Origin of the sequence: Bradyrhizobium sp. WSM2793 (assembly GCF_000379585.1) — a bacterium.
Lineage (GTDB): Bacteria > Pseudomonadota > Alphaproteobacteria > Rhizobiales > Xanthobacteraceae > Bradyrhizobium.
Genome location: NZ_KB902782.1, coordinates 82,050 through 107,930, shown reverse-complemented (window position 1 = coordinate 107,930; position 25,881 = coordinate 82,050). Strand labels below are relative to the sequence as shown.

At 64.7% G+C, this 25,881-nt stretch carries 26 protein-coding genes; 9 read left to right on the top strand and 17 right to left on the bottom strand.

Features of this window, described 5'->3' with window-relative positions; all coding sequences use genetic code 11:
* Positions 1-131: 131 nt before the first annotated feature.
* The 9 genes from A3AS_RS0117845 to sdhC all read right to left on the bottom strand — a co-directional run bounded on the left by A3AS_RS0117845 (position 132) and on the right by sdhC (position 9,806).
* Positions 132-374, bottom strand: a complete 243-nt coding sequence (locus A3AS_RS0117845; RefSeq protein ID WP_026202099.1) for a hypothetical protein — start codon at positions 372-374, stop codon at positions 132-134.
* Between the two features lie 84 nt (positions 375-458).
* On the bottom strand, positions 459-845 hold the full coding sequence (locus A3AS_RS0117840) for a VOC family protein (protein ID WP_018318935.1): 387 nt from the start codon (positions 843-845) through the stop codon (positions 459-461).
* 20 nt (positions 846-865) lie between these two features.
* Entirely contained in the window at positions 866-1,690 is an 825-nt protein-coding gene (locus A3AS_RS0117835) for an FkbM family methyltransferase (protein ID WP_026202098.1), read from the bottom strand.
* A 274-nt stretch (positions 1,691-1,964) separates the two neighbouring features.
* Positions 1,965-3,920 carry an ABC transporter ATP-binding protein/permease gene (locus A3AS_RS0117830; RefSeq protein WP_018318933.1) on the bottom strand — a complete coding sequence of 652 codons (1,956 nt, stop codon included), beginning with the start codon at positions 3,918-3,920 and terminating at the stop codon, positions 1,965-1,967.
* Positions 3,921-3,973: 53 nt separating this feature from the next.
* Positions 3,974-6,172 carry a hybrid sensor histidine kinase/response regulator gene (locus A3AS_RS0117825; protein ID WP_018318932.1) on the bottom strand — a complete coding sequence of 733 codons (2,199 nt, stop codon included), beginning with the start codon at positions 6,170-6,172 and terminating at the stop codon, positions 3,974-3,976.
* Positions 6,173-6,360: 188 nt separating this feature from the next.
* Positions 6,361-7,143: a succinate dehydrogenase iron-sulfur subunit gene (locus tag A3AS_RS0117820; protein ID WP_018318931.1), complete on the bottom strand. Its 783-nt coding sequence runs from the start codon at positions 7,141-7,143 to the stop codon at positions 6,361-6,363.
* 24 nt (positions 7,144-7,167) lie between these two features.
* Positions 7,168-9,003, bottom strand: a complete 1,836-nt coding sequence (sdhA, locus tag A3AS_RS0117815; RefSeq protein ID WP_018318930.1) for a succinate dehydrogenase flavoprotein subunit — start codon at positions 9,001-9,003, stop codon at positions 7,168-7,170.
* Between the two features lie 3 nt (positions 9,004-9,006).
* Positions 9,007-9,411, bottom strand: a complete 405-nt coding sequence (sdhD, locus tag A3AS_RS0117810) for a succinate dehydrogenase, hydrophobic membrane anchor protein (protein WP_018318929.1) — start codon at positions 9,409-9,411, stop codon at positions 9,007-9,009.
* A complete protein-coding gene (sdhC, locus tag A3AS_RS0117805) occupies positions 9,408-9,806 on the bottom strand; it encodes a succinate dehydrogenase, cytochrome b556 subunit (protein WP_018318928.1) in 399 nt (132 codons plus the stop codon). Before sdhC ends, sdhD begins: the two co-directional genes overlap by 4 nt.
* 518 nt (positions 9,807-10,324) lie before the next feature.
* Here sdhC and A3AS_RS0117800 point away from each other — a divergent pair.
* A complete protein-coding gene (locus A3AS_RS0117800; protein ID WP_018318927.1) occupies positions 10,325-11,185 on the top strand; it encodes a sulfite exporter TauE/SafE family protein in 861 nt (286 codons plus the stop codon).
* A 184-nt stretch (positions 11,186-11,369) separates the two neighbouring features.
* Here A3AS_RS0117800 and A3AS_RS0117795 read toward each other — a convergent pair whose 3' ends face one another.
* Positions 11,370-12,899, bottom strand: coding sequence for a malonyl-CoA synthase (locus tag A3AS_RS0117795; RefSeq protein WP_018318926.1), 1,530 nt, complete (start codon positions 12,897-12,899; stop codon positions 11,370-11,372).
* 85 nt (positions 12,900-12,984) lie between these two features.
* On the opposite strand from A3AS_RS0117795, the gene A3AS_RS0117790 reads away from it, so the two are divergent.
* Complete coding sequence (locus tag A3AS_RS0117790; RefSeq protein WP_026202097.1) at positions 12,985-13,746, top strand: SDR family oxidoreductase; 762 nt, start codon at positions 12,985-12,987, stop codon at positions 13,744-13,746.
* Between the two features lie 11 nt (positions 13,747-13,757).
* On the opposite strand, the gene A3AS_RS47275 is transcribed toward A3AS_RS0117790, so the two are convergent.
* Positions 13,758-14,093: a hypothetical protein gene (locus A3AS_RS47275; RefSeq protein ID WP_157644286.1), complete on the bottom strand. Its 336-nt coding sequence runs from the start codon at positions 14,091-14,093 to the stop codon at positions 13,758-13,760.
* Between A3AS_RS47275 and A3AS_RS0117785 the strand changes: the two genes are divergently transcribed.
* The 3 genes from A3AS_RS0117785 (at position 14,080) to A3AS_RS0117775 (ending at position 16,299) form a co-directional block, all read left to right on the top strand.
* The gene (locus tag A3AS_RS0117785; RefSeq protein ID WP_018318924.1) at positions 14,080-14,634 is read left to right on the top strand and encodes a fasciclin domain-containing protein; all 555 of its coding nucleotides are present in this window, start codon (positions 14,080-14,082) and stop codon (positions 14,632-14,634) included. The two genes, A3AS_RS47275 and A3AS_RS0117785, sit on opposite strands and share 14 nt — an antisense overlap.
* Positions 14,635-14,816: 182 nt before the next feature.
* Complete coding sequence (locus A3AS_RS0117780) at positions 14,817-15,446, top strand: cytochrome b/b6 domain-containing protein (protein ID WP_018318923.1); 630 nt, start codon at positions 14,817-14,819, stop codon at positions 15,444-15,446.
* Positions 15,447-15,516: 70 nt separating this feature from the next.
* A complete protein-coding gene (locus tag A3AS_RS0117775) occupies positions 15,517-16,299 on the top strand; it encodes a molybdopterin-binding protein (RefSeq protein ID WP_018318922.1) in 783 nt (260 codons plus the stop codon).
* A gap of 107 nt (positions 16,300-16,406) precedes the next feature.
* Here A3AS_RS0117775 and A3AS_RS0117770 read toward each other — a convergent pair whose 3' ends face one another.
* A complete protein-coding gene (locus tag A3AS_RS0117770; RefSeq protein ID WP_026202096.1) occupies positions 16,407-17,627 on the bottom strand; it encodes a YbfB/YjiJ family MFS transporter in 1,221 nt (406 codons plus the stop codon).
* A gap of 131 nt (positions 17,628-17,758) precedes the next feature.
* Here A3AS_RS0117770 and leuB point away from each other — a divergent pair, with 131 nt between their 5' ends.
* Positions 17,759-18,871 (top strand): 3-isopropylmalate dehydrogenase, encoded by a 1,113-nt coding sequence (leuB, locus tag A3AS_RS0117765; RefSeq protein ID WP_018318921.1) that lies wholly within the window; start codon positions 17,759-17,761, stop codon positions 18,869-18,871.
* Between the two features lie 215 nt (positions 18,872-19,086).
* On the top strand, positions 19,087-19,641 hold the full coding sequence (locus A3AS_RS0117760) for a DapH/DapD/GlmU-related protein (protein WP_371260681.1): 555 nt from the start codon (positions 19,087-19,089) through the stop codon (positions 19,639-19,641).
* Positions 19,642-19,829: 188 nt separating this feature from the next.
* Here A3AS_RS0117760 and A3AS_RS0117755 read toward each other — a convergent pair whose 3' ends face one another.
* Positions 19,830-20,216, bottom strand: a complete 387-nt coding sequence (locus A3AS_RS0117755; RefSeq protein ID WP_026202095.1) for a hypothetical protein — start codon at positions 20,214-20,216, stop codon at positions 19,830-19,832.
* Between the two features lie 157 nt (positions 20,217-20,373).
* The gene (locus A3AS_RS0117750) at positions 20,374-21,162 is read right to left on the bottom strand and encodes a hypothetical protein (RefSeq protein ID WP_018318919.1); all 789 of its coding nucleotides are present in this window, start codon (positions 21,160-21,162) and stop codon (positions 20,374-20,376) included.
* A 116-nt stretch (positions 21,163-21,278) separates the two neighbouring features.
* On the opposite strand from A3AS_RS0117750, the gene A3AS_RS0117745 reads away from it, so the two are divergent.
* Positions 21,279-22,313, top strand: a complete 1,035-nt coding sequence (locus A3AS_RS0117745; protein ID WP_018318918.1) for an aspartate-semialdehyde dehydrogenase — start codon at positions 21,279-21,281, stop codon at positions 22,311-22,313.
* A gap of 117 nt (positions 22,314-22,430) precedes the next feature.
* Here A3AS_RS0117745 and A3AS_RS0117740 read toward each other — a convergent pair whose 3' ends face one another.
* Positions 22,431-23,075, bottom strand: a complete 645-nt coding sequence (locus A3AS_RS0117740; RefSeq protein ID WP_018318917.1) for a carbonic anhydrase — start codon at positions 23,073-23,075, stop codon at positions 22,431-22,433.
* A 111-nt stretch (positions 23,076-23,186) separates the two neighbouring features.
* Here A3AS_RS0117740 and A3AS_RS0117735 point away from each other — a divergent pair, with 111 nt between their 5' ends.
* Entirely contained in the window at positions 23,187-24,068 is an 882-nt protein-coding gene (locus tag A3AS_RS0117735; protein WP_018318916.1) for a CoA ester lyase, read from the top strand.
* Positions 24,069-24,072: 4 nt separating this feature from the next.
* Here A3AS_RS0117735 and A3AS_RS43500 read toward each other — a convergent pair whose 3' ends face one another.
* Entirely contained in the window at positions 24,073-24,861 is a 789-nt protein-coding gene (locus tag A3AS_RS43500) for a Crp/Fnr family transcriptional regulator (protein ID WP_018318915.1), read from the bottom strand.
* A 396-nt stretch (positions 24,862-25,257) separates the two neighbouring features.
* Positions 25,258-25,677 (bottom strand): hypothetical protein, encoded by a 420-nt coding sequence (locus A3AS_RS0117725; protein ID WP_018318914.1) that lies wholly within the window; start codon positions 25,675-25,677, stop codon positions 25,258-25,260.
* Positions 25,678-25,881 lie beyond the last annotated feature (204 nt).

Below are 25,881 nucleotides of genomic sequence, written 5' to 3'. Positions count from 1 at the left end.
CGTTAGGCCGGATTGTGGCGGGCGATGCGGTCGCGGCCCGATTTATTTCTGCACGGAAATCACGTCACTCCGGCAACGTTCATTGCGCATTCAGACGCTGGTTGCAATTGCCCCACATGTGATCGGCTGCTTCATGCGCGATCCCGCGGCGGAATTGCATCCGTCGCAGGATTCGGCGTCAGCGGCCCGTTCGGCCCGCGCGATGGAATCTCTTCAGGCATGCGGCCCGGCAATTCGTCGGGCCGCGGTGGCGAGCCGGGTTCGCGCACCGGCGGCGTGATTTCAGGCTGCGGATTGCCCGGCGGAATGCCGGGCGGCGGTTCGGCTGGAGTCCCCGGAGTTGCCGGTGGAATCTCGGGCGGTTCGATCGGCATCGGCATCATCGGGATCAGTTGTCCGGAGAAGGACAACGATGATGCCGCGCCGATGTTCCCAGATCGCGTCGCGCTGGATCTGCCTTATTCCGGCGCGTGGCAGACGGCCTCGATGTTGTGGCCGTCAGGGTCGAGCACGAAGGCGCCGTAGTAGTTCGCATGGTAATGCGGGCGGATGCCGGGCGGGCCGTTGTCGCGGCCGCCGGCCGCGATGGCCGCCTTGTAGAAGGCGTCGACGGTCGCGCGGTCCCTGGCCGCGATTGCGACATGCACCGGCTTGTTCATGGCGCCTTCGCCGCCGATCCAGAAATCGGGCTTGCCGTTGGCGCCGAAGCCTGCGGCGGCAGCGTGGCCGGTCTGCTCCGCCGTGACCTCCATGATCAGGCCGTAGCCGAGCGGAGCCAGCGCCTTGGCGTAGAACGCCTTGGCGCGCTCATAGTCGGAGACGGAGAAACCCAGATGGTCGATCATCGTAACCTCCTTCGTCCTTGTCAGCGTGAGAGGAACGTATTGCTTCGCGTCTTGCGCATGATCGCAAATCCACGCGCGACCATGTCGGCAATACAATCCTGCTGCCATTCGTTTTGGGACAGATGCTCGATGACGACCGCGCGCGGCCATAGCGCAGGCGGCGCATCGCGGAAGAAGCCGATCAGCACGCGGTCCTCAAAACCCTCGACGTCGATCTTCAGCGAATCAACTTGGCGGACGCCGGCCTCGTCGAGAATGCGTGTCAGCCGTAGTGACGGCACCTTGATGGCCTCGGCGGTCGCCGTGCCGGTGACGACGTGCGTGGCGCCAAGATTGCCGCCGCCGCTCTCGATCATCAGCTCGCCGTCGCTGTCGCCGGCCGCAGCCTGCACCAGGCGCACTTGCGCCGTCTTCGACGCGGTGTGGTTGAAGGAAAGCCGTCCAAACGTCAGCGGATGTGGCTCGATCGCGACCACCTTGCCTGAGCTGCCGACCTGCTGCGCCATCACCAGCGCAAACGTGCCGACATTGGCGCCGACGTCGACGAAGGTGCCGCCCGCCGGGGTGTGCTGGCGCAGGAAGTCGAGCTCGTCGAGATTGTAATCGGGATTGAACAGCGCGCCGCGCTCGGTCGCGCTGCCCTGGTGATAGAAGCGGAACGATGCGCCCTGATATTGCACGTCGACCGGGCCGCCGCGCAGCAGGTTGACCAGCCGCGACATCCAGGGTCGGAATGCGCCGCGCTTCAGCCCCGACTGCTGTGCGAGGCGAATGATCGCAGCTTGCGCCGCATTGGGCGCAAACGCGCCGAACGGCGCGGACGAAGGGGCGTTGTCGGTCGTCAAGCAGGCGATCCTCGTTGCAAGCGGCGCATGCATAGCCGGTTTTGCGCGGGACTCCAACGCTCGATGCGAGCCACAATCTCGGGGTCGTCCCCGCGAACGCGGGGACCCATAACCCCAGGGAGGAGTCTAATGCGAGATGCCCACTCCGAGTCGTCGCCAAACTCCTCCCTGTGGGTATGGGTCCCGGATCTGCACGCAGCTCTAGGCAACGCTTCGCGTTACCTAGAGCTGCGCTCGTCCGGGACGACGGAGAGAGTGCGTTACACCGCTTTCCTCACGCCGCCTTCTTCGGTGCCTTGCGCTGCCGCAGGAAGCGGCCGAGCAGCCTGCGCTTGCCCTTGCGCGGGATCAGCTCGATGTCGCTGACGAGCTTGGCGCCGCCCTTGCGGCGCTCCAGCACGATCTTGCGGCTGTGGAAGGCTTCCAGCTCGGCGCGATGCGCGACGCTGACGATGGTCGCCTTCGGTAGCGCGTCGGTGACCGTCTTCATCATCTTGTCCTGGCTCTTCTCGTCGAGCGCCGAGGTCGCCTCATCCAGCACGACGATATCGGGGTTGTGCAGCAGCAGCCGCGCGAAGGCGAGACGCTGTTTCTCGCCGCCTGACAGCGTCTGGTCCCACGGGCCCTCTTCCTCGATCTTCTCCTTGAGATGATCGAGCCCGACCTTGTGCAAGGCTTCGCCGATCTCCTCCACGGTCCAGTGGTCGGCGGCGCCCGGATAGGCGACCGCGCGGCGCAAGGATCCGGAAGGCACGTAGGGCCGCTGCGGCAGCATGAACAGGCGCCGGTCGGGATGGAAATTCACGCTGCCGCCGCCCCAGGGCCACAGGCCTGCGATGGCGCGCACCAGCGTGCTCTTGCCGGTGCCGGATTCGCCGGCGACCAGCAGCCGTTCGCCGGGCTCGATCACCACCTCGGTTTCGCCGACCACGGCCGTGCCGTCGTCGAGCGTGACCGAGAGGTCGTTCAGCTCCAGCATGGCGTCGTTGCGGGTCTCGCCGCGCTTGATGCGGCCGAGGCCATCGCCTTGCTCGGCGCGTTCGAGGCCGTCGAGCGACATCATCAACGAGGCGATGCGGCGCGCACAGGCATTCCAGTCGGCGAGCCGCGGATAATTGTCGACCAGCCAGCCGAACGCGCTCTGCACGATGGTGAAGGCGGAGGCCGCCTGCATCACTTGTCCCAGCGTCATGCTGCCGTCGAGGAATTTTGGCGCGCAAAGCAAAAGCGGCACGACCGGCGCAACCAGGCTCGATCCCTGCGACACCAGCGTGGTGCGCATGTGTTGGCCGGCGAGCCGCGCCCATTGCCTGAGCACGCTCGTGAAATTGCGGTCGATGCCGTCGCGCTCTTCCTCCTCGCCGCCGAGCAGCGCGATGCTCTCGCCGTGCTCGCGCACGCGCGTCAGCGTATAGCGGAAATCGGCCTCGGCCTGGTTCTTGTTCTCGGAGACCTGGACGAACTGACGGCCGATCACCAGGATCGAGCCGGACGCGATCGCGGCATAGAGCATCGCGGCGATCACGAGGAAGCCGGGAATGGTGATGCTCGACCCGCCGAACGTGACGGTGAGCGCGCCGCCGATGGTCCAGAGCACGACGATGAAGGTCGCGGCCGACAGCAGCGCCGAGGTGACGCCCGCGAGGAAATCGACCGGCGAATCGGTCGCGATGCGCAGATCCTCCGCAATCCGGTATTCCGGATTTTCGTGGTCGCCGCGGACGAGGTTGAGCTGGTAATAGCGCCCGTTCTTGAGCCACCGCGTCAGCACGCTCGCAGTCAACCAGGCCCGCCAGCGCCGCTGGATGCCCATGCGCGCGAACACCTGGATGACGCCGAGCACGATGCTGCCGATCGCAAGCGGGAAGAACAAAGCGGTGAGATGGAAGACGGCGGTCGCATCGCGTTTCTCGATCGCGTCGAAGATCGCCCGGTTCCAGACATTGATGCCGTACTGGAAGCCGACGGTCAGGACGATCAGCGCGCCGAGGCCGAGCGAGAACGGCCAGGCGAGGCGATCGCCGTTGCGGCCCCAGAAGCCGCGCGCACTGATCCAGAACCGCGTCAGCAGATAATCCTTGCGGGCCTGCTCGGCTTCCTCGGGCGTTAGCTCCGGGTCAGGCTCGAGCAATTCCGGCGGTGGCGCGGCGACCTCGTCGCCATTCTCCCCCTTGATCCCGACGATGGGCGGTTTGGGGCCCTGTTCGCGCTTCGCGGCCGGCTTTTGCATGAGCGGACAACGCGAAGGAAATCAATCGGTTCCCTCAGGTTCCGGATGGCGCCTCACTCGGCCGCGCCGTCCCGGACGCGCCGGATGCGGGCCGCCCGGTGGAGAACGCGCGACAATTCCTCGATCGAATAAGGCTTCTGCACGAGTTCGAAACCGGTCACGCCCTCTTGCGACAGGGCCTGGCTGTAGCCCGTGGTCAGCACGACCGGCACGTCGATGCCGCGGTCGCGGATCGCCTGCGCCAGATCGAGCCCGGTCATCCCAGGCATCACCACGTCCGTGAACACGACGTCGAAGCGATCCGCGTCCATGACGAGCTCGGCGAGCGCATCGGTCGCGTTGTCGACCAGCGTGATGCTGTAGCCGAGCTCGGTGAGGCCGTCGGCGGCAAAATTGGCCAGCTCGATATTGTCCTCGACCAGCAGCACCGACATGCCGCTGCCGGCCACCGCCGGCGCCGTGTTCGGCGCCTGCCGCTGCGGCAGCAGATCCGGCGGCACGCGCGGCAGGTAGAGCGAGAAGGTGCTGCCGCGACCGACCTCGCTCGCAACCGTCACCTCGCCGCCGGATTGCCGGGCGAAGCCGAACACCTGGGACAGGCCGAGGCCGGTGCCATGGCCGACCTGCTTGGTGGTGAAGAACGGTTCGAAGATGCGCTCCAGTCGTGCGGCAGGAATGCCGATGCCGGTGTCGCTGACGGTCACGCTGATGAAGCCGCGGTTTGCCAGGTTCTGGTTTGCCAAGCTCTGGCTTCCCAAATTCTGGCTTACCAAGTTCTGGCTGCCTGGGGCATGGGCCAGCGTGTCCGGAACGGTCGTCGCGGTCTCGACCGTGAAAACGATCCTGCCCTTGCCCTGCATGGCATCGCGCGCGTTGGTCGCCATGTTGATCAGCGCCGTCTCGAACTGGCCGGCATCGGCGTGGACGAGGCAGGGCTCGGTGGGCAGGCGCATGGTGATCTCGATGGCCGGCCCCAGCAGCGGCGCCAGCATGTCGTGCAGCGCCTGCATCCGCTCGCCGACGTCGAACACTTCCGGCTTCAGGGTTTGACGCCGCGCAAAGGCGAGCAGCTGCGAGGTCAGCTTGGCCGCGCGGGCCACCGCGTCCGCAATGGCCGTGATGTAGCGCTGCCGCCGCTCCTCCGTCAGTTGCGGCCGGTTCAACAGGTCGACCGAGGCGCGGATCACCGTCAGCAGATTGTTGAAATCATGCGCGACGCCGCCGGTGAGCTGTCCGAGCGCCTCCAGGCGCTGGCTGTGCTTGAGTGCCTCCTCGGCCTCACGCCGCTTGGCGGCTTCGGCCTGAAGGTGCTGCGTGCGCCGCAATGCCAGCGCCAACAGCAGAAAAAGAAGTGCGGTGGCGGGAATGCCGAACACCAGATGCTGGCCCATGGTGGCGAGCCAGCGCGCGCGGATCGCCGAGGTCTCGAGCCCGGCGCTGACATAGATCGGATATTCGGCGACGCGCCGATAGCCAATGCGGCGCTCAATCCCATCCGACGGCCAGGCGACGGTGATGAGGCCGTGCGCGGGCCGCGCCGCGATTTCCCGGCCGACCGGTCCAGTCGGATCGAGCCGAAGGTCGCGCTCGAGCCGCGGGAACTGCGCGAGCAGCACACCGTCGGCGCGTCCCATCGCGAAGAAGCTGCCGGCATCGGAGCCGATCCGCGCATAGAAACTCTCGAAATATTCGGGCAGGACGGAGGCCTGGATCACCCCGATGAAGCTGCCGTCGTCGGAGTCGCGGCGGCGGCTCATCCCGAAGAAGCGCGCGCCCTGATAGGGCGGACGGGGTGTCAGGGCCGTGCCGATGAAGCTGCCGATGGTCTGGTCGACATGAGCGTAAAAATAGTCGCGGTCTACAAAGCGGAGCTCCGGCGGCGGCGAGGCGAGGCTGTTGACCAGCGCTCTTCCGTCCGCGTCGAAGATCCATGCCGATTTGAGCTGCGGCAGCGAATCGGTCAGCCGCCTCAGGCGGCGGTGCAGCGCCGGCTCGCGCGCGCGGATGACCTCGTCGGGAAGGCCGCGCACGACCTCGTTGAGCTCGGCCAGGCTGCGATCGATGGTCTCGAACACCTTGAGCGCGTGCTCATGCACGACGTCGAGCGTGCGCTCGATCTCCCGGTCGGCGATGTCCCTGGTCGAGGTGTAGGAGATCGCGGATGTGATGATGAACAGCGCAACCGGCAGCGCCAGGGATGCCGCCATCATCCACTGCAACAGCTTCAGCGAATTGCGTTGCGCCCTCTGCACAGTCGCTCCGTCCCTGACGGGAGCTTAACTGAATCTCGCGCGGGGAAGGAAGCAACTTGTGCCGGAACCGCTGGTTGTGCGCCGGGAACTTACGCGCACCGCGGGTCGGAGAAAATTCTACTCGAATTGACTGCGATCTCGGAATATCCCGGCCGGACTGGCCGGGACAGGAAGCATGAACCGCGCCTTTAGATCTGGCGCTCGACCATCTTGAGCTTGAGCTCGGCGATGGCTTCCGCCGGGTTCAGTCCCTTCGGGCAGGCCTTGGCGCAATTCATGATGGTGTGGCAGCGGTAGAGGCGGAATGGATCCTCGAGATCGTCGAGCCGCTCGCCGGTCGCCTCGTCGCGCGAATCGGACACCCAGCGGTTGGCCTGGAGCAGCGCGGCGGGGCCGAGATAACGTTCGCTGTTCCACCAATAGCTCGGGCACGAGGTCGAGCAGCAGGCGCACAGGATGCACTCGTAGAGGCCGTCGAGCTTCTCGCGGTCCTCGTGGGTCTGGCGCCATTCCTTCTGCGGCGTCGGCGAGGTGGTCTTCAGCCACGGCTCGACCGATGCGTACTGGGCGTAGAAATTGGTGAGGTCGGGGACGAGGTCCTTCACCACCGGCTGGTGCGGCAGCGGATTGATCTTCACCGCGCCGTCCTTCACGTCGTGCATCGAGCGGGTGCAGGCGAGCGTATTCTGGCCGTCGATGTTCATGGCGCAGGAGCCGCAGACGCCTTCGCGGCAGGAGCGGCGGAAGGTCAGCGACGGGTCGATGTGGTTCTTGATCCAGATCAGGCCGTCCAGCACCATCGGGCCGCAATCATTGGTGTCGACGTAATAGGTGTCGACGCTCGGATTCTTGCCGTCGTCCGGATTCCAGCGATAGACGCGAAACTCGCGGGTCTCGGTCGCGCCCGCGGGCTTCGGCCAGGTCTTGCCGCCAGTGATCTTGGAGTTCTTCGGAAGTGCGAATTCAACCATCTCGATAAGGCCTTCGCTGTTCGCTCAATACACACGCGCTTTCGGCGGGATGTACTGCACGTCGTTGGTCATGGTGTAGTCGTGAACCGGGCGGTACTCGATCTTGACCTTGCCGGCATCGTCCAGCCAGGCCAGCGTGTGCTTCATCCAGTTCTTGTCGTCGCGTTCGGAGAAATCCTCGCGCGCATGCGCGCCGCGGCTCTCGGTGCGGTTGGCGGCCGAGTTCATCGTCACCACCGCCTGCGAGATCAAATTGTCGAACTCGAGCGTCTCGACGAGGTCCGAATTCCACACCAGCGAGCGGTCGGACACGGCGATGTCGGTGATGCCGCTGTGGACCTTCTCGATCAGGTTCTGGCCCTCGCTGAGGACTTCGCCGGTGCGGAACACCGCGCAATTGCTCTGCATCACGTGCTGCATGCCTTCGCGCAGCTTTGCGGTCGGCGTGCCGCCGGAGGCGTAGCGGTAATGGTCGAGCCGGCCGAGCGCGAGCTCGGACGAGTTCGCCGGCAGCTCCGGCTGCTTGGCATTGGGCGTCAGCTTCTCGGCAAGGCGGAGTGCTGCGGCGCGGCCGAACACGACGAGGTCGATCAGCGAGTTCGAGCCGAGGCGGTTGGCGCCGTGCACGGAGACGCAGGCGGCTTCGCCGATCGCCATCAGACCGGGGATGATGGCGTTGTCGTCGCCGTCCTTCTTGGTCAGGACTTCGCCGTGATAGTTGGTGGGGATGCCGCCCATGTTGTAGTGCACCGTCGGCACGATTGGGATCGGCTCGCGCGTCACGTCGACATTGGCGAAGATCTTTGCGGATTCCGAGATGCCCGGCAGCCGCTCGGCCAGCACCGCGGGATCGAGATGGTCCAGATGCAGGAAGATGTGGTCCTTCTTCTTGCCGACGCCGCGACCTTCGCGGATCTCGATGGTCATCGCGCGCGAGACGACGTCGCGCGAGGCGAGGTCCTTGGCCGAGGGCGCATAGCGCTCCATGAAGCGCTCGCCTTCCGAGTTGACGAGATAGCCGCCTTCGCCGCGGGCGCCTTCGGTGACGAGACAGCCCGAGCCGTAGATGCCGGTCGGGTGGAACTGCACGAACTCCATGTCCTGCATCGGCAGGCCAGCGCGCAGCACCATGCCGCCGCCGTCGCCAGTGCAGGTGTGCGCCGAGGTGCAGGAGGCATAGGCGCGGCCGTAGCCGCCGGTCGCGAGGATCACGGTCTGGGCGCGGAAGCGGTGCAGCGTGCCGTCGTCGAGCTTGAGCGCGATGACGCCGCGGCAGGTGCCCTGGTCGTCCATGATCAGGTCGATGGCGAAGAACTCGATGAAGAACTCGGCGGCGTGGCGCAGCGACTGGCCGTACATCGTGTGCAGCATGGCGTGACCGGTGCGGTCGGCGGCGGCGCAGGTGCGCTGCGCCTGGCCCTTGCCGTAGTCCATGGTCATGCCGCCGAACGGACGCTGATAGATCTTGCCGTCCTCGGTGCGAGAGAACGGAACGCCCCAATGCTCGAGTTCGTAGACCGCGTCGGGCGCGTTGCGCACCATGTATTCGATCGCGTCCTGGTCGCCGAGCCAGTCCGACCCCTTCACGGTGTCGTACATGTGCCAGCGCCAGTCGTCCTTGTGCATGTTGCCGAGCGAGGCGGAGATGCCGCCCTGCGCCGCCACCGTGTGCGAGCGGGTCGGAAATACCTTGGTGATGCAGGCCGTGCGCAGGCCGGCTTCGCTGCAGCCGACCACGGCGCGCAGGCCCGCGCCGCCGGCGCCGACCACGACGACGTCATAGGTGTGGTCTTCGATCGGATAGGCTTTGCCGTTGGTGGCGGGAGCGCCGTTGCCCGTGCCATTCGTTGTGGTGGCCATGGGTTACACTCCGGAGGACAGTTTCAGGATCGCGTAGGTCGAGGCGAGCGCCACGGCGACCGAGAAGAAATTGTTGAGCATGATCGAGACGAGCTTCAGCTTCTCGTTATGGACGTAGTCCTCGATCACCACCTGCATGCCGATCTTCATGTGCCAGGCGCTGGCGAAAATGAAGAGGAGCAGGATCACCGCGACGGGAATGGAGCTCAGGGTCTGCGCAGCGTAGACCTGATTGCGGCCGAGCAGCATCACGATGATCACCAGCGCCGGGATCATCAGCAGCGTCATGGCGACGCCGGTGATGCGCTGACGCCAGAAATCGGACGTGCCGGAATGCGCGGCGCCGAGATTGCGGACGCGGCCGAGCGGGGTGCGCAGGCTGCGCTTCGGCGTATCGGATGCGCTCATCGTCCACCTCCGTTCGCATAGGCGATGATCCAGATCAGCACCGTCAGCGCGATGCCGCCGATCAGGGCACCCCAGGTCAGCGCTTCCCGCTCATTGGCCTTGAAGCCGTAGCCGAGGTCCCACACGAAATGCCGGATGCCGCTGAGCATATGGTGCATCAGCGCCCAGGTGTAGCCGAACACGATCAGCCGCCCGATGATGCTGCCGGCGAAGGCCTGGACGTGCGCGTAAGCGGCCGGGCCGGAAGCCGCGGCAACCAGCCACCAGACCAGCAGCAGGGTTCCGAAATAGAGGGCAATACCGGTGGCGCGATGGATGATGGACAGAGCCATCGTCAGCGTCCAGCGGTAGACTTGCATGTGCGGCGAGAGGGGTCGTTCGATCCGTGCGGTCATGGGCTTTGATGTTTTATGGCGGCCCAGCAGGGGGCGCGCGGGGATCGGAAAGGTCGGCTCTATTTACGGAGTCGATTTGGCCTGCGCAATCTCCAAATTGCCATAAATCGAACCATGGTTCAGCTCTAGAGCGTTGATGAAACAAGGCCAATCAGGGGCTTGGTATACCAGAGCATCTGTCTGCCAGCGAAATTAAGAATATAAATTCATTACTTGGTGGCGCGAGCAGGGCGCATTGAAATCACTATTGGAACGCCTCTAACCCACTGCCCCGCCGCTCGCCGCTCGCAGCAATCGGTCCGTGTCGGCCGTAGCCGCCCCGCCAGGGCCAGGGCGACTCGGCCCGCCGTACGCTGGGCCGGTTTCGCTGGGACCGCGGATATGCGCAGCCCGCATTCCACCCCAGCCGGCACGTCCGGTGCGTCGACCACGCAACCCGGATCGCCTAAAGCTGGGACCGCAGCCGTCTCCGGCTGACGTCGGGAGAGGTTGCGACCAGTCGCCGGGGCAGGTCTGGGGTGATTGCAGGACTTGATATCAGGGACATCGTCGAGCTCGCGCTGCTGCTGATCGCAACCGGCGCGCTTTCGGGATTTTTGGCCGGCGTGTTCGGCATCGGCGGGGGCGCGATTCTCGTGCCGGTGTTCTACGAATGCTTTCGCATCGCCGGCGTGCCGCTGCAGGTGCGCATGCCGCTCTGCATCGGCACCTCGCTCGCGGTAATCATCCCGACCTCGATCCGTTCGTTCCAGGCGCATTACAAGCGCGGCGCCGTCGATATGGCCATCTTGCGGGTGTGGTGGCTGCCGATCGTGATGGGCGTGGTCGCCGGCAGCGTGGTCGCGCGCTATGCGCCGGAGCGGCTGTTCAAGATCGTGTTCGTCTGTGTCGCCTGGTCGGCGGCGGCACGCCTCATCTTCGCGCGCGAAGGCTGGAAGTTGGGCGACGATCTGCCGAAGGGTCCCTTGATGCGCGTCTACGGCTTTTGCGTCGGTATTCTTTCGACGCTGATGGGCATCGGCGGCGGCCTGTTCTCGAACCTGCTGATGACCTTCTACAGCCGTCCGATCCATCAGGCGGTGGCGACGTCATCCGCACTCGCGGTGCTGATCTCGATCCCCGGCGCGCTCGGCTACATCTATGCGGGCTGGCCTGCGGCGGCGAACTATCCGGCCGTCGCAGCCCTGCAGATCCCGTTCGCACTCGGCTACGTCTCGCTGATCGGCGCCATGCTGGTGATGCCGATGAGCCTCGTCACCGCGCCGCTAGGCGTGAGAGCCGCGCATGCGATGTCGAAGCGCACGCTGGAAGTCGCGTTCGGATGTTATCTGTTGATCGTCGGCAGCCGGTTCGTGATGAGTCTGGTCGGCGGGCTGTGAGTGGCGTGCGCCATAACGCTTACCACACACTCCGCTGTCATCGCCCGACTTGATCGGGCGATCCAGTATTCCAGAGACGGCGGTGCTTGCCTCGAAAGGCTGCGGCGTACTGGATGCCCTGGTCAAGCCGGGCATGACAGCGCGTTTTGTGGATGCTCCTCGTCGCAACCTGCGACGAGTCCCTTCACTTCTTCGCGTAGATATCCTTGTACGTATCCCGCAGGATGTTCTTCTGCACCTTGCCCATGGTGTTTCGCGGCAGCTCGTCGACGACGAAGACGCGTTTGGGCATCTTGAACTTCGCAAGCCGCCCGTCGAGCGCCTTCAGTACCGAGGCCTCGCTCACGTCCGCGCCCTTGTTGCAGACCAGAACCGCCGTGACGCCCTCGCCGAAATCGGCGTGCGGCACGCCGATCACAGCGGATTCGATCACGCCCGGCATGGCGTCAATCTCGCTCTCGATCTCTTTCGGATAGACGTTGAAGCCGCCGGAGATCACGAGATCCTTGCCGCGGCCGAGGATGTGGACGTAGCCCTTGGCGTCGATCTTGCCGAGATCGCCCGTGATGAAGAAGCCGTCGTCGCGGAATTCGGACTTGGTCTTCTCCGGCATGCGCCAATAGCCCTTGAAGACGTTCGGGCCCTTGACCTCGATCATGCCGATCTCCTCGTGCGGCAGCTCTTTGCCCGTCTCGGGCTCGGTCACGCGCACGGAGACGCCCGGCAAGGGAAAGCCGACTGCGCCGGGCACGCGCTCGCCGTCATAGGGGTTCGACGTATTCATGTTGGTCTCGGTCATGCCGTAGCGTTCGAGCACGGCGTGCCCCGTCCGCGCCGACCATTCGCGATGGGTCTCGGCCAGCAGCGGCGCCGAGCCCGAGATGAACAGTCGCATATGCTTTGTGGTGTCGCGCGACAGCGCGGAATTTTGCAGCAGGCGCGTATAGAAGGTCGGCACGCCCATCAGCACCGTGGCGCGCGCCATCAGCTTGATCATCAAATCCGGATCGAGCTTCGGCAGGAAGATCATCGACGCCCGCGCGAACAGTGTCACGTTGGTCGCCACGAACAGGCCGTGCGTGTGATAGATCGGCAGCGCGTGGATCAGCACGTCCTTGTCGGTGAAGCGCCAGTAGCCGACGAGCGAGAGCGAGTTCGACGCCAGATTATCATGCGTCAGCATCGCGCCCTTGGAGCGCCCCGTGGTGCCCGAGGTGTAGAGGATGGCGGCGAGATCGTCGTTCGCCCGCGCGACGGTCGTGAATTCGCTGCTGGCATTGTCGGCGGCTTCCGTCAGCGAGCCCTTGCCGTCAGCTCCGAGCGTCTCGATCTTGGCCTTTACCTTGGCGGCGATCGGGGCGAGGCCCTCCGCCTTGGAGGGATCGCAGACCACCAGCGACGGCTCGGCGTCGCCGATGAAGTAATCGAGCTCGTTCAGCGTATAGGCGGTGTTGAGCGGAAGGTAGACCGCGCCGGCCCTGACAGTGCCGAGATACAGCACGATATTGGCGACGGATTTCTCGACCTGCACCGCAACGCGGTCGCCCGGCTTCACGCCGCGCGCGACCAGCACATTTGCCATCTGCCCGGCCCGCGCGATCAACTCGCCATAGCTGATATGGCCGCCGTCATGCGTCTCGATCGCGAGGCGCTTCGGATCGTCCAGGCCGTCGAACAGGCGGGAGAACAAATTGGCGTTGGCAGCTGGGTTCATGCAACATTCCTCGCCGGCGAAGGCCGGTCAAACCGACGGCTGGATTAGCAAAAACCGCCCCAATGAAGCAACGGAGACAGTTTGCATGACAAAAGGTGGGAAACGCGTGGCCTGGGTCACGGGTGGAGGCAGCGGGATCGGCGAGGCCGGCGCCGAGGCGCTGGCGGCCGACGGCTGGACGGTGGTGGTGTCCGGCCGGCGGAAGGACGCCCTGGATACCGTGGTTGCCAAAATCGCCAAGACGGGCGGGGCGGCCGAGGCCATCGCGCTGGACGTGGCCAACGCTGCGGAAGCCCAGAAAGCCGCCGATCAGATCGTCGCCAGGCACGGCCGCATCGACCTCCTGGTCAACAATGCCGGCATCAATGTTCCCAAGCGCAGCTGGAAGGACATGGAACTGGAGGGCTGGGACAGACTGGTCCAGGTCAATCTCAACGGCGTGCTCTATTGCATGCGCGCGGTGCTGCCGACGATGCGCAAGCAGCAGGACGGCGCGATCATCAACGTCTCGTCCTGGGCCGGCCGCCACGTCTCGAAGATGCCGGGGCCGGCCTACACCACGACCAAGCATGCGGTGCTGGCGCTGACCCATTCCTTCAACATGGACGAATGCGTCAACGGCCTGCGCGCCTGCTGTCTGATGCCGGGCGAGGTAGCGACGCCGATCCTCAAGCTGCGCCCGGTGGTGCCGAGCGAGGACGAGCAGGCCAAGATGCTGCAATCCGAAGATCTCGGCCGCACCATCGCGTTCATCGCGAGTATGCCGCCGCGCGTCTGCATCAACGAGCTGCTGATCAGCCCGACGCATAATCGCGGATTCATTCAGACGCCGAACAACAGGGATTAGTGCGGGCACAACTACTGCAACGGGCGCACTGTCGTAGGGTGGGCAAAGGCGCAAAGCGCCATGCCCACCATCTCTCTCCATTTGCGGTTGGTGGGCACGCTGCGCTTTGCCCACCCTACGGCACCGTCCTTGGCGTGCTCGCGCATCACACGGACACGCCGCTCCATAGTTTCACGCATCACAAAGAATTTTTCTCCGAAACCGCAACCCGAACCCTCCCGTAGTTCGGTCCAACGACGGCGCTGCTGCTTCACGCCAACAGGTCGCAGTCGCCGTTGTTGCCCCAACCCAACACCGGTCATCGCCGGTACCAATTCAATCGGGAGACTTTCCATGTCGAAGCGCATTGCCTATCTCGCCGCCGCCGCCTTCAGCGCCCTGGCCATCACCGCGACCGTCGTCGCGCCTGTCCGCGCCGAGGAGAAGACCGTCATGGTCGGCGGCGCCGCGATGTTCCCGTCCAAGAACATCGTCCAGAACGCGGTCAATTCGAAGGACCACACCACGCTGGTCGCGGCGGTGAAGGCGGCCGGCCTGGTGCCGACGCTGGAAGGCAAGGGTCCGTTCACGGTGTTCGCGCCGACCAACGCCGCCTTCGGCAAGCTGCCGGCCGGCACCGTCGACAATCTGGTCAAGCCCGAGAACAAGGCGACCCTGACCAGGATCCTCACCTACCACGTCGTGCCCGGCAAGCTCGAGGCCTCCGACCTCACCGAGGGCAAGAAGCTGAAGACCGCCGAAGGCGAGGAACTGACGGTCAAGAAGATGGACGGCAAGACCTGGATAGTCGATGCCAAGGGCGGCACCTCGATGGTCACGATCTCCAACGTCAACCAGTCCAACGGCGTGATCCATGTGGTCGACACCGTGCTGATGCCGGCGACGTAACACCGCGCGATCCTGTTTCATCCCCGAACAGGATGCGACGAAACGGCGAGCCGGGGGCATCCGGCTCGCTTTATTGTGACCGTCATAGCCCGACGCTATCGATTCGATGGCGGACAGGGCGTAACGAAAGCGGGCGCATCGGCGTATAATCGGTGTCACACGACATTCAGGACGGAACCATCATGTCGAGCCTCACAGTCACCGACGAACAGGTCAGCGCCGCCCCGGCCAAAGTGATCCAGCCGGCCTGGGTTCGCGTCATGCACTGGGTCAATGCGCTGGCCATGATCCTGATGATCCTGTCGGGCTGGCAGATCTACAACGCCTCGCCGCTGTTCGGCTTCAGTTTTCCGCGCGAGTACACGCTCGGCGGATGGCTCGGCGGCGGCCTGCTCTGGCACTTTGCGGCGATGTGGCTGTTGATGATCAACGGGCTCGCCTATCTCATCACTGGCTTCGCCACCGGCCGCTTCCGCAAGAAGCTGTTGCCGATCACACCGTCGGGCGTGCTCCACGACGTCAGGGCAGCGCTGACCTTCAAGCTCGGCCATGACGACCTTACCGTCTACAATTACGTGCAGCGCCTGCTCTATGCCGGCATCATCGTGGTCGGCGTGCTGATCGTGCTCACGGGCTTAGGGATGTGGAAGCCGGTGCAGCTCTATTATCTCGTCGCCCTGTTCGGCGACTACCCGACCGCGCGCTACATCCATTTCTTCTGCATGGTCGCGATCTGCGCGTTCCTCGTCGTTCACGTCCTGCTCGCGCTGCTCGTGCCGAAGAGCCTGCGCGCCATGATCATCGGTCGCTAGAGCATGATCCGGAAAAGTGTAAAGCGGTTTTCCGACAAGATCATGCTCAAAATAGATTTGTGAGGAGAACATGGCCAAGCGTTCATTCCTGATCCCCGGCGTCGACAAGCGGCTCCTGATCAAGGACTCCATCAAGACGATGCCCGACGTCACCCGCCGTCGCTTCATCGCGGGCGGCGCCAGTCTCGGCGCGCTGACGTTGCTCACCGGCTGCGGTGTGATCGACTCGTCCTCGGCGGAGGAGATGCTGAAGCAGGTCTCGAAATTCAACGACGCGGTGCAGGCCTTCATCTTCAATCCCGACGCGCTGGCGCCGACTTTTCCCGAGAGCGCGATCACGAAGCCGTTCCCGTTCAATGCCTATTACGATCTCGACGACGCACCCGACGTCGCTGGCGCCGACTGGAAACTCGAGGTTCGCGGTCTGGTCGACAACAAGAAGTCGTGGACACTGGACGAGCTCTACAAGCTGCCTGAGGTCACGCAGATCACGCGTCACATCTGCGTCGAGGGCTGGAGCGCGATCGGCAGCTGGACCGGCACGCCCTTGCGCGATTTCCTCAAGCTGATCGGCGCCGACACGCGCGCCAAATACGTCTGGTTCCAGTGCGCCGACAAGGACGGCTACAATTCGCCGCTCGACATGCGCAGCGCGCTGCATCCGCAGACCCAGATGACGTTCAAATACGCGAATGAAATCCTGCCGCGCGCCTATGGTTTTCCCATGAAGATCCGCGTGCCGACAAAACTCGGCTTCAAGAACCCGAAATACGTGGTCTCGATGGAAGTCACCAACGACTACAAGGGCGGCTATTGGGAAGACCAGGGGTACAATTCGTTTAGCGGGAGCTGATCGCCGTTCCGGCGAAGCTGCCGTAGGGTGGGCAAAGCGAAGCGTGCCCACCATTCCATCCATCATGAATAAAACCGTGGGCACGGCGCTACGCGCCTTTGCCCACCCTACGGCGCCGATTCCTTGGCTGGCCCCACCTTCCGCTGACATAGCGACGCGACCGCCCCCAGCGCCAGCAGCGCCGCCGATACGTTGAGCGCGTAGCTCAAGCTCCCCAGCGCGTCCGTGATGGCGCCGACCACGATCGGCCCCAGCGTTTGCCCGACGCCGAACGAAATCGTCATCGCCGCGATCGCGGTCGGCCACATCGCCGGCGGATAGTTGAAGCGCACGAAGGCGGTGGTCGAGCCGACCACGGCGAAGAAGGCGACGCCGAACACCACGGCGGAGACCGCGAGCCAGGCCGGTGAATGCCCGAGCATCGGCAGGGCCGCGCCGAGCGCGTTGGTGCCGAGGATGATGGCGGTGGCCAATCCGCCGCGATCGAGCGCCAGCACGCCGCGCCAGGCCCAGGGGGTCACGAAGGCGGACAGGCCGATCAGGCCCCAGAACGCCGCTTGTGCTGCGGCCCCGCCGCCGCCGTCGCGTACATAGGCGATCATGAAGGTCATGTAGGCGATGTAGCCCGCGCCGAACAGAAAATAGCCCGCGAGGTAGATCAGCACGGGACGAATCGCGAAGGCGGCGTGGCTGCCTTCCGAGAAACGGGCGCCGCTCTCGATGCGGATCAGGAACAGCGGCACGGTCATCGCGGCCGAGAGCAGTGTCAGCGCCCACCACACCATCCACCACGAGCCCGGCCCGAAATATTGCAGCGTGAACGGCGCGATCAGCCCCGAGGACAGAATGCCGATGCCGGGCCCGGCATAGAACAGGCTGAGCAGGAAATTGGCCCGCTCCGGGCGCGACTGGGCGATGGTCGCAGCGAGCGCGCCGCCGGCGACGAAGCCCGCCGCGGCCCCGAGACCGAGTACGAGGCGCGCCAAGCTCAGCGCGACGAAATTCCCCGTCAGCGCGCAAATGGCGAGCGCGGCGACGCAGGCCACAGTTCCGCCGCGGATCGCGGCTGCCCAGCCGACGCGCTGGATCAGGCGCGACGCCACCAGCGCGCCGACGAGATAGCCGACGGCGTTGATGGTGTTCATGAATCCGGCCGCCGAGTAGGACCAGCCGAGGGCCTCCCGCATGTCGGGCAGCACCAGCGCATAGGCAAAGCGGCCGATGCCGAGCCCGACCGTCGCCGCCAGCGACAGGGTCAGGATCAGCCGCGCGGGATGCGCGTCAGGCGGGACACGGCGGTCTTTAGTAAAGCAGTTTTGGGCGTGCAAGGGGTTCTCCGGCCCACCCAGTGTGGCAGGCCCCGTCCGCCTTGCACAGCCGCACCCCGGCAATGGTGTCTTGCCAAGCGCGCAACGCCGCTCTAGCACTCCGGCCGAAATCGATCTCAGAGGAAACGACCATGGCGACCCACAAATTGCTGCTGCTTCCCGGCGACGGTATCGGCCCCGAGGTGATGGGCGAGGTGAAGCGGCTGATCGACTGGCTCAATTCGGCCGGGATCGCCAAGTTCGAGACGGACACCGGCCTCGTCGGCGGCTCCGCCTATGACGCGCACAAGGTGTCGATCTCCGAGGGCGACATGGCCAAGGCGCTTGCCGCCGATGCCATCATCTTCGGCGCGGTCGGCGGTCCGAAGTGGGACGCGGTGCCCTACGAGGTGCGCCCCGAAGCCGGCCTCTTGCGCCTGCGCAAGGATCTGGCCTTGTTCGCCAACCTCCGTCCCGCGGTGTGCTACCCGGCGCTGGCCGATGCATCGAGCCTGAAGCGTGAGGCCGTCGAAGGCCTCGACATCGTCATCGTGCGCGAGCTCACCGGCGGCGTCTATTTCGGCGAGCCCAAGACCATCACCGACCTCGGCAATGGCCAGAAGCGCGCCGTCGATACCCAGGTCTACGACACCTATGAGATCGAGCGCATCGGCCGCGTCGCCTTCGAGCTTGCCAGGAAGCGCAAGAACAAAGTGACGTCGATGGAAAAGCGCAACGTCATGAAATCGGGCGTGCTCTGGAACGAGGTCATGACCCAGGTCCACAAGCGCGAATACCCTGATGTCACGCTCGAGCACCAGCTCGCCGATTCCGGCGGCATGATGCTGGTGAAATGGCCGAAGCAGTTCGACGTCATCGTCACCGACAATCTGTTCGGCGACATGCTGTCCGACATCGCGGCGATGCTGACGGGATCGCTTGGCATGCTGCCCTCGGCCTCGCTCGGCGAGGTCGACGTCAAGACCAAGAAGCGCAAGGCGCTGTACGAGCCCGTGCATGGCTCGGCGCCTGATATCGCAGGCCAGGGCCTCGCCAATCCCATCGCGATGATCTCGTCGTTCGGCATGGCGCTGCGCTATTCCTTCGACATGGGCGCGCTCGCCGACAAGGTCGACGCCGCGATCGCCGCGGTGCTCGCCAGCGGTCTGCGCACCGCCGACATCAAGTCGGAAGGCACCACGGCCGCCTCGACCACGCAGATGGGCGAAGCGATCCTGAAGGAACTGCAGAAGCTGCACGCGTAACGGCAGGCACCGCTCTCGTAGGGTGGGCAAAGCGAAGCGTGCCCACGTTCTGAGTGCTGATTAGAAAGAGATGGTGGGCACGGCGCGTTGCGCCTTTGCCCACCCTGCGGCACCTGCTCTCGGAGCTGATTCATGGACGCTTCACCCCGCCCCAAGATCGCGGAAACCATCATCCATGACACGGTGCGCCAGCGCGAGGCGCAGATCGGGCGGCGCTGCGACGTCCTCAGCCACCCCGCATCGAATATGCCTCGCTCGGCGACTACTCCTATCTCGGCGAGAACTGCGAGGTCGCCGACGCGGAAATCGGAAAATTCACGGCCATCGCCAATTCGGTGCGGATCGGTGCGCCCAATCATCCGATGGGCCGGCCGTCGCAGCATCGCTTCACCTACTGCCCGGAATATTACGAGGCGGGCGTGACGCGCGACCGCGACTTCTTCGCGGACCGCCGCGGCGACCGGGTGATCGTCGGCAATGATGTCTGGATCGGGCACGCCGCCATCCTGCTGCCCGGCGTGAACGTTGGTGACGGCGCGGTGATCGCTGCGGGCGCGGTGGTCAGCCGCGATGTCGAGCCCTACACGATCGTCGGCGGCGTTCCCGCGCGTCCGATCCGCAAGCGCTTTCCTGATTCCGTTGCGGACAGCCTGCGCCGCATCGCCTGGTGGGATTGGCCGGATGAGCTCATCTTCGAGCGCCTCGCCGATTTCCGCTCCGAAGCGATCGAGGAGTTTTGCAGGCGCTATGATCCGGCTGCGAACGCGTGAGGCGCACGCATCTCACCCAAGCAACAGGAATCGTAGGGTGGGCAAAGCGAAGCGTGCCCACGCATTTTTCGTGACCGAGAGAGATCGTGGGCACGGCGCAAGGGCGCCTTTGCCCACCCTACGGCACCTCGCAAAAACAAAAATGGCCGGGCGCGAGCCGGCCATTTTGATTCGGTCGATAACTCCGCTCAGTACAGCGGGAAATTCTGCGGGTAGCCGCCGACGTCCTGCGGGGGCGAAAGCGGCTGGCGGTCGATCGGGCGGTTGAGATTCTCGCGGGCGAATGACGGATAGCCGACCGCCGGCGGGAAGGCGTAGTCGGAGAACTTGCGGTCGCCCGGATTGACCTCGGTGCCGCCGTCGAGCCAGGAGCGCTTGCTGACATAGATGCGGGTGCGGCCCTGCTGGTAGACGGCGTTGGGTCCACCAGGGCCGTAATAGTGCCGGCCACGCTCGTCATAGCGCCTGGTCTTGGTGTCGGCCGAGGCCGGCGTCGCCACAATGGCAGAGGACATGGCAATCACGGCGCCCGCTGCAAGCAAGGTCGCCAATTTGGCAGAGAATTTCGAGCTCATCACGTCCCCTTCAGGCGGCAGGCCGCCAGTCGATTTCACCCCCATACTAGCCCGGCCGGGGTGAGCGCAACTAGGTCTATTGGGTCACACCAGCTCGGAATAATCGCGCGCGCTGGCAAAAGTTGCATCAATACCAGCCACTTGAGCTTGATGCCGGTCAAAGCGCCCCGCGCAATTGCGCGTTGGCGGCGCCCAGCAGCCAGTCCGGCGAGCCCGCGAGGTCACAACCGCGGCGCTTCAGCTCGGCATGGGCGAACAATTCCGCCAGCTTCGGCTCGTTGCCGGAGGTCAGCAGCGTCAGCCGGTTCAGCGTGCAGGCGATCGCCGCGCGCCGGGCGGGCAGGGTATCGCCCTGGCAGGAGAAGCCGGAGATCTGCAAGGCCGGCTCCTCGTTGCGCTTGAGGTAGCCGAGGCAGGCCGGCGTCCCCTTGTCCGTGCCGATCGGCCGGAACAGCGCGACGGGGCCGAATTTCGTCTCGATCAGGCCGGCTTGCTCGAGCGGGGTGGCCGCTCCGAGGCCCATCTGGACGGCGAGGTCCATCGCGACAGGACGGGTCACATCGAATTCGCCACCTTCCCGATAGATTTCGAGCTCGGCCACCGGCTGGTCCGCCGCGCTCGCCCAGCGCATCACGTCTTTGCGGCCGCCTTCGGGATGCCGAAGGATGGTGTAAGAGGTTGTTTTATCTGATGAATCGATCCGGCTCAGGGCGAAGGCCGGGTGCGAGCGATCGGCCGTGCTCCAGCCCGGCTTGTCTGCGGGATCATCGCCGCGCAGCTCGGGCAGCTGGCCGAGCGCCGCGAGGGCGAGGATGGCAAACAGCGCGAGCGCCCCCACATAGGCGACCAGATGCGCCAGCGTGCCGACGACCTCGTCGGCGATAGCCAAGAGAGTCAGGTGGATCTGGGTAGGGCTAACGGCCGTGCTGGCCTCAGGCGACTGCATCCACGTCCCTAAGGCATGGTCCAACGTTGTCTTGAGGCCGGTTCTCGCATAGAAGCGCTGCTCTTCCCGTTTAAGCGTCAGCTTCGGGAACGGGCTTTTTCATCGGAGAGTGAACGATGGGTTACAAAGTCGCAGTCGTCGGCGCGACCGGCAATGTCGGACGGGAAATGCTCAACATTCTCGATGAGCGCAAATTCCCCGCGGACGAGGTCGTGGCGCTGGCGTCACGCCGCAGCGTCGGCGTCGAGGTCTCCTATGGCGACCGCACCCTGAAGTGCAAGGCGCTCGAGCATTACGACTTCTCCGACGTCGACATCTGCCTGATGTCGGCCGGCGGCGAGGTGTCGAAGGAATGGTCGCCGAAGATCGGCGCCGCCGGCGCCGTCGTGATCGACAACTCGTCGGCCTGGCGCATGGATCCGGACGTGCCGCTGATCGTGCCGGAGGTGAACGCAGGCGCGACCGAAGGCTTCAAGAAGAAGAACATCATCGCCAACCCGAACTGCTCGACCGCGCAGCTCGTGGTCGCGCTCAAGCCGCTGCACGAGAAGGCGACCATCAAGCGCGTCGTGGTCTCGACCTATCAATCGGTGTCGGGCGCCGGCAAGGACGGGATGGACGAGCTGTTCTCGCAGACCAAGGCCGTCTACACCAACGACGAGCTGGTCGCGAAGAAATTCCCCAAGCGCATCGCCTTCAACGTCATCCCCCACATCGACGTCTTCATGGAGGACGGCTACACCAAGGAAGAGTGGAAGATGATGGCGGAGACCAAGAAGATTCTTGATCCCAAGATCAAGCTCTCCGCCACCTGCGTGCGCGTGCCGGTGTTCGTCGGCCACTCCGAGGCCGTCAACATCGAGTTCGAGAATCCGATCACGGCGGATGAGGCGCGCGACATCCTGCGCAAGGCGCCCGGCTGTCTCGTCATCGACAAGCAGGAGCCCGGCGGCTACGCGACGCCTTACGAAGCGGCCGGCGAGGACGCGACTTACATCAGCCGCATCCGCGAGGACGCGACGGTTGAGAACGGTCTCGTGCTGTGGTGCGTGTCCGACAACCTCCGCAAGGGCGCCGCGCTCAACGCCATCCAGATCGCGGAAGTGCTGATCAACCGCAAGCTGATCAGCGCGAAGAAGCAGGCGGCGTAAGGCACGTCACCGCTGCCGTAGGGTGGGCAAAGGCGCAAAGCGCCGTGCCCACCATTCTTTCCGATTGCGACAGGTGGTGGGCACGGTTCGCTTTGCCCACCCTACGAGAGCGGTGGCCTACGCCACGCCCCGCGCGTTCTTGAATTCCTTCGCAACCTTGTCCAGCACGAACAGCGATCCCTCCGCGACGCCGAAATAGGCGCCGTGGGTCTGCATCTGGCCGCTGTCGACTGCCTTCTGTACGAACGGGAACGTCATCAGGTTTTCCAGGCTGCGGAACACCGCGGCCTTCTCGATGCGCTCGACGAATTGCGCCATGCTCTCATGGTCGCGCTGCTCGACCACTTCACCCGGCTTGATGAACATCTGCATCCATTTGCCGATGAAGTCGCCGGGCGTGAGCGGCTCGATCTTGTCGACGAAGGCGCGGATGCCGCCGCATTGGGCGTGGCCGAGCACCACGATGTGCTTCACCTTCAGCACCGTCACCGCATATTCCAGCGCGGCCGAGACGCCATGCGCGTTGCCGTCGGGCTGATACACGGGCACCAGATTGGCGATGTTGCGGACCACGAACAATTCGCCCGGGCCGACGTCGAAGATCACTTCCGGCGAGACGCGGCTGTCGCAGCAGCCGATCACCATCACTTCCGGCGATTGCCCCTTCACCGAGAGGTCGCGATAGCGGGTCTGCTCGGTCGGCAGCCGCTGGGTGGCGAAGGCCCTGTAGCCTTCCAGCAAATGCTCTGGGAATGTCATCATACCTATGCCTAATCATAGACCGCAGGGGCGAACAAGCCTTTCGAATAGGCAGGCCAGGTGCTATCGGCTTCGATCAAGAGCCCGCTTGAGGAAACCGGAAGGAACGCTCGCATGACCCGCCCGCGCCGCAGCCATCTGTTCATGCCCGGCTCCAACCCCCGTGCGCTGGAAAAGGCGCGCAATCTCGCCGCCGACGGCCTGATCCTGGATCTGGAAGATTCCGTCGCGCCGGATGCCAAAGCGGTGGCCCGTGATGGGATCGCCGCCGCGATCGCAGCCAAGGGCTTTGGCAAGCGCGAGATCCTGATCCGGACCAACGGTCTCGACACGCCCTGGTGGGCCGACGATCTCGCCATGGCCGCCAAGACTTCGCCCGACGGCATCCTGGTTCCAAAAGTTTCAAGTGTCGAAGATCTCGATACGATCGGCCTCCGTCTTACCGAGCTTGGCGCGGCGCCGACGGTGAAGGTCTGGGCCATGATCGAGACCGCGCGCGCCGTGCTGCACGCGGAGGAGCTGGCCGAGGCCGGGCGCGATCAATCGCGGCGCCTGTCAGGCTTCGTGTTCGGCCCGAACGATATCTCACGCGAAACGCGCATCAGGATGCTGCCCGGCCGCGCCGCGATGATCCCGATGATCACGCACTGCATCCTGGCGACGCGCGCCCACGGCCTCGAAATCCTCGACGGCCCCTACAGCGACATCGCCAATTCCGACGGCTTCGCCACCGAATGCGCGCAGGGCCGCGATCTCGGCTTCGACGGCAAGACGCTGATCCACCCCTCGCAGATCGACGCCTGCAACGCGATCTTCACGCCGCCCGAAGAGGAAGTCGCGCGCGCGCGAAAAATCATCGCGGCGTTCGAGCTGCCGGAGAACGTCTCGCGCGGCGCGATCCGGTTGGATGGTGCGATGGTGGAGCGCCTGCACGCCGACATGGCAAGGCGCACGATCGCAATCGCGGATGCTATTGCCGCGATGAGCAAGGGCTGAAGCGTCAACTCGAAAAAGCGATATCCGCTTTTCCGCGACAAAGCGCCATCTTCTGTTCGCCGAGAGCAGAGGACGGTGCGGCCAATTCCTCGCAATACATCCGATCGATGTTGCGCTGCATGAGCGCATAACAATCGCATGCGACCTTCTCGAGCCGCGCCCGATCGATCTCTACAAACCCGCGTCCGTCGGACGGGACCGCGCCGGCCTCGCGTAGCTTGCTCATCGTCAGGGTTACTGTCGTCCGTCGCACCCCAAGCAGTTGCGCAAGCGCCTCCTGCGTCACCGGAAGCCGGTCATCGGGCACGCGGTCGTGAAGCTGCAGGAGCCACCGCGCCATGCGGCCATCCACCCGGTGGAGCGCGTTGCAAGCGGCCACGTGCTGGAGCTGCAATAACACCGCGCGGGCGTGGACCTGCACGACGTTCCTGATGGCTGTGCTTTGCGCAAAGGCGGCGCGAAATTTGGCGGCGGAAATCAGCGATGCTGTGCCGGCTATGCGAGTAACCGCCGTCACGGATGAAAGCGACGGGCCGAGCACGGAGAACGAGGCCAAAGCGCCTTCCCGTCCCATCAAGGTGGTTGCGACCGTTTGCCCGTCCGGCATATCGAGCATGAAGGCGATTGCGCCGCTATGGGGAAAATAAACCGGGTCGAGCTCATCGCCCGACCGCACCAGGACGGCATCGGGTTCGAACGAGACCTTCTGGAAGTAGGGCGTGAGCAAGCCGAGATCCGCCGGCGGCAGCGCCGCCAGCAGCCGATTCCCGATGCCCGCGCGGTGGACGGTCACGATGCTTTCTTGTGAACGAGCACCCCATGAACGACGGGATCGATCTACTTCATTTGCCATGATTATCCGAAATACGAATTGCCCGAAGCGAAACTATCCAAACAGAGCCATTCGTCGAGATCAAGCACGGATAATTGCGGTGACCTTGCCGGCATCCTCCTCGCGCAAACGGAATCTTGCATACATCATACTATTCGCGATTTTTTGCCGCTCGGCGAGGTGCACCACGTGCTGATCGACCAGTGTTGGTTGCGGCAGCGCGCGAGTTTAACCCTGACCCGGCGCGGACCTCTGGGGAGATCTGCCATACCCCGCTATCAGCGGCACAGCAGACATCCTTGCGCCGATCCAAGGTCGGGATTGATGAGTGTGCGGCGAGCGAATCTTCTGCGCCGCTCACCGCGGCGCGACATCGGCGCGATCGAGCGATTCGAGCGTCGCGGCGTTGCCGCAGTAGCCGTGATAGTTCTCCGCGGCAGTGCCGTCGGCCAGATCGCGGTCGCATTGTCCCTTGTTATTGCATAGCGAGCAGACCCGCTCCATGTCGCGGAGAAGGAGCGGCTGTGCGCGGCCGAGGCCTTCGGCGCTGATGCCGAGTTGCTGCAGCATCATTGGCAGCTCGTCGGCAGAATGCTTGCCGTGGCGGACCAGTTCCTCGAGATCGTCAGGCGCGATCCTCAAGTCGCTCGCGATCCGGTCGAAATCGGCGCGATCGAGCTGCCGCATCTCGTTCATCTCGCGGCGATGCTTCAGCCAGCTCGCAAAGGAGTCGATGAGGTCCTGGACGATGGGATATGGCCTGCTTGCGGTGCTCATGGAAAGCTCCCTTCGAACAGCGGAATTGGAGCGAATTAAGCACAATGATGCAGAAGCGCGTTGCGCTGGATCAAACTGGAGGGACGAGGTTGATCGCGTGCCCCGGACGCGGCGCAGCACGCAGTGGTGCGCCGCTGAGCCGGGGCCCACAGGTAGCTGGGTCCCGGCTCTGCGGAGCAGCGTTGCACGCTGCACCGCGTCCGG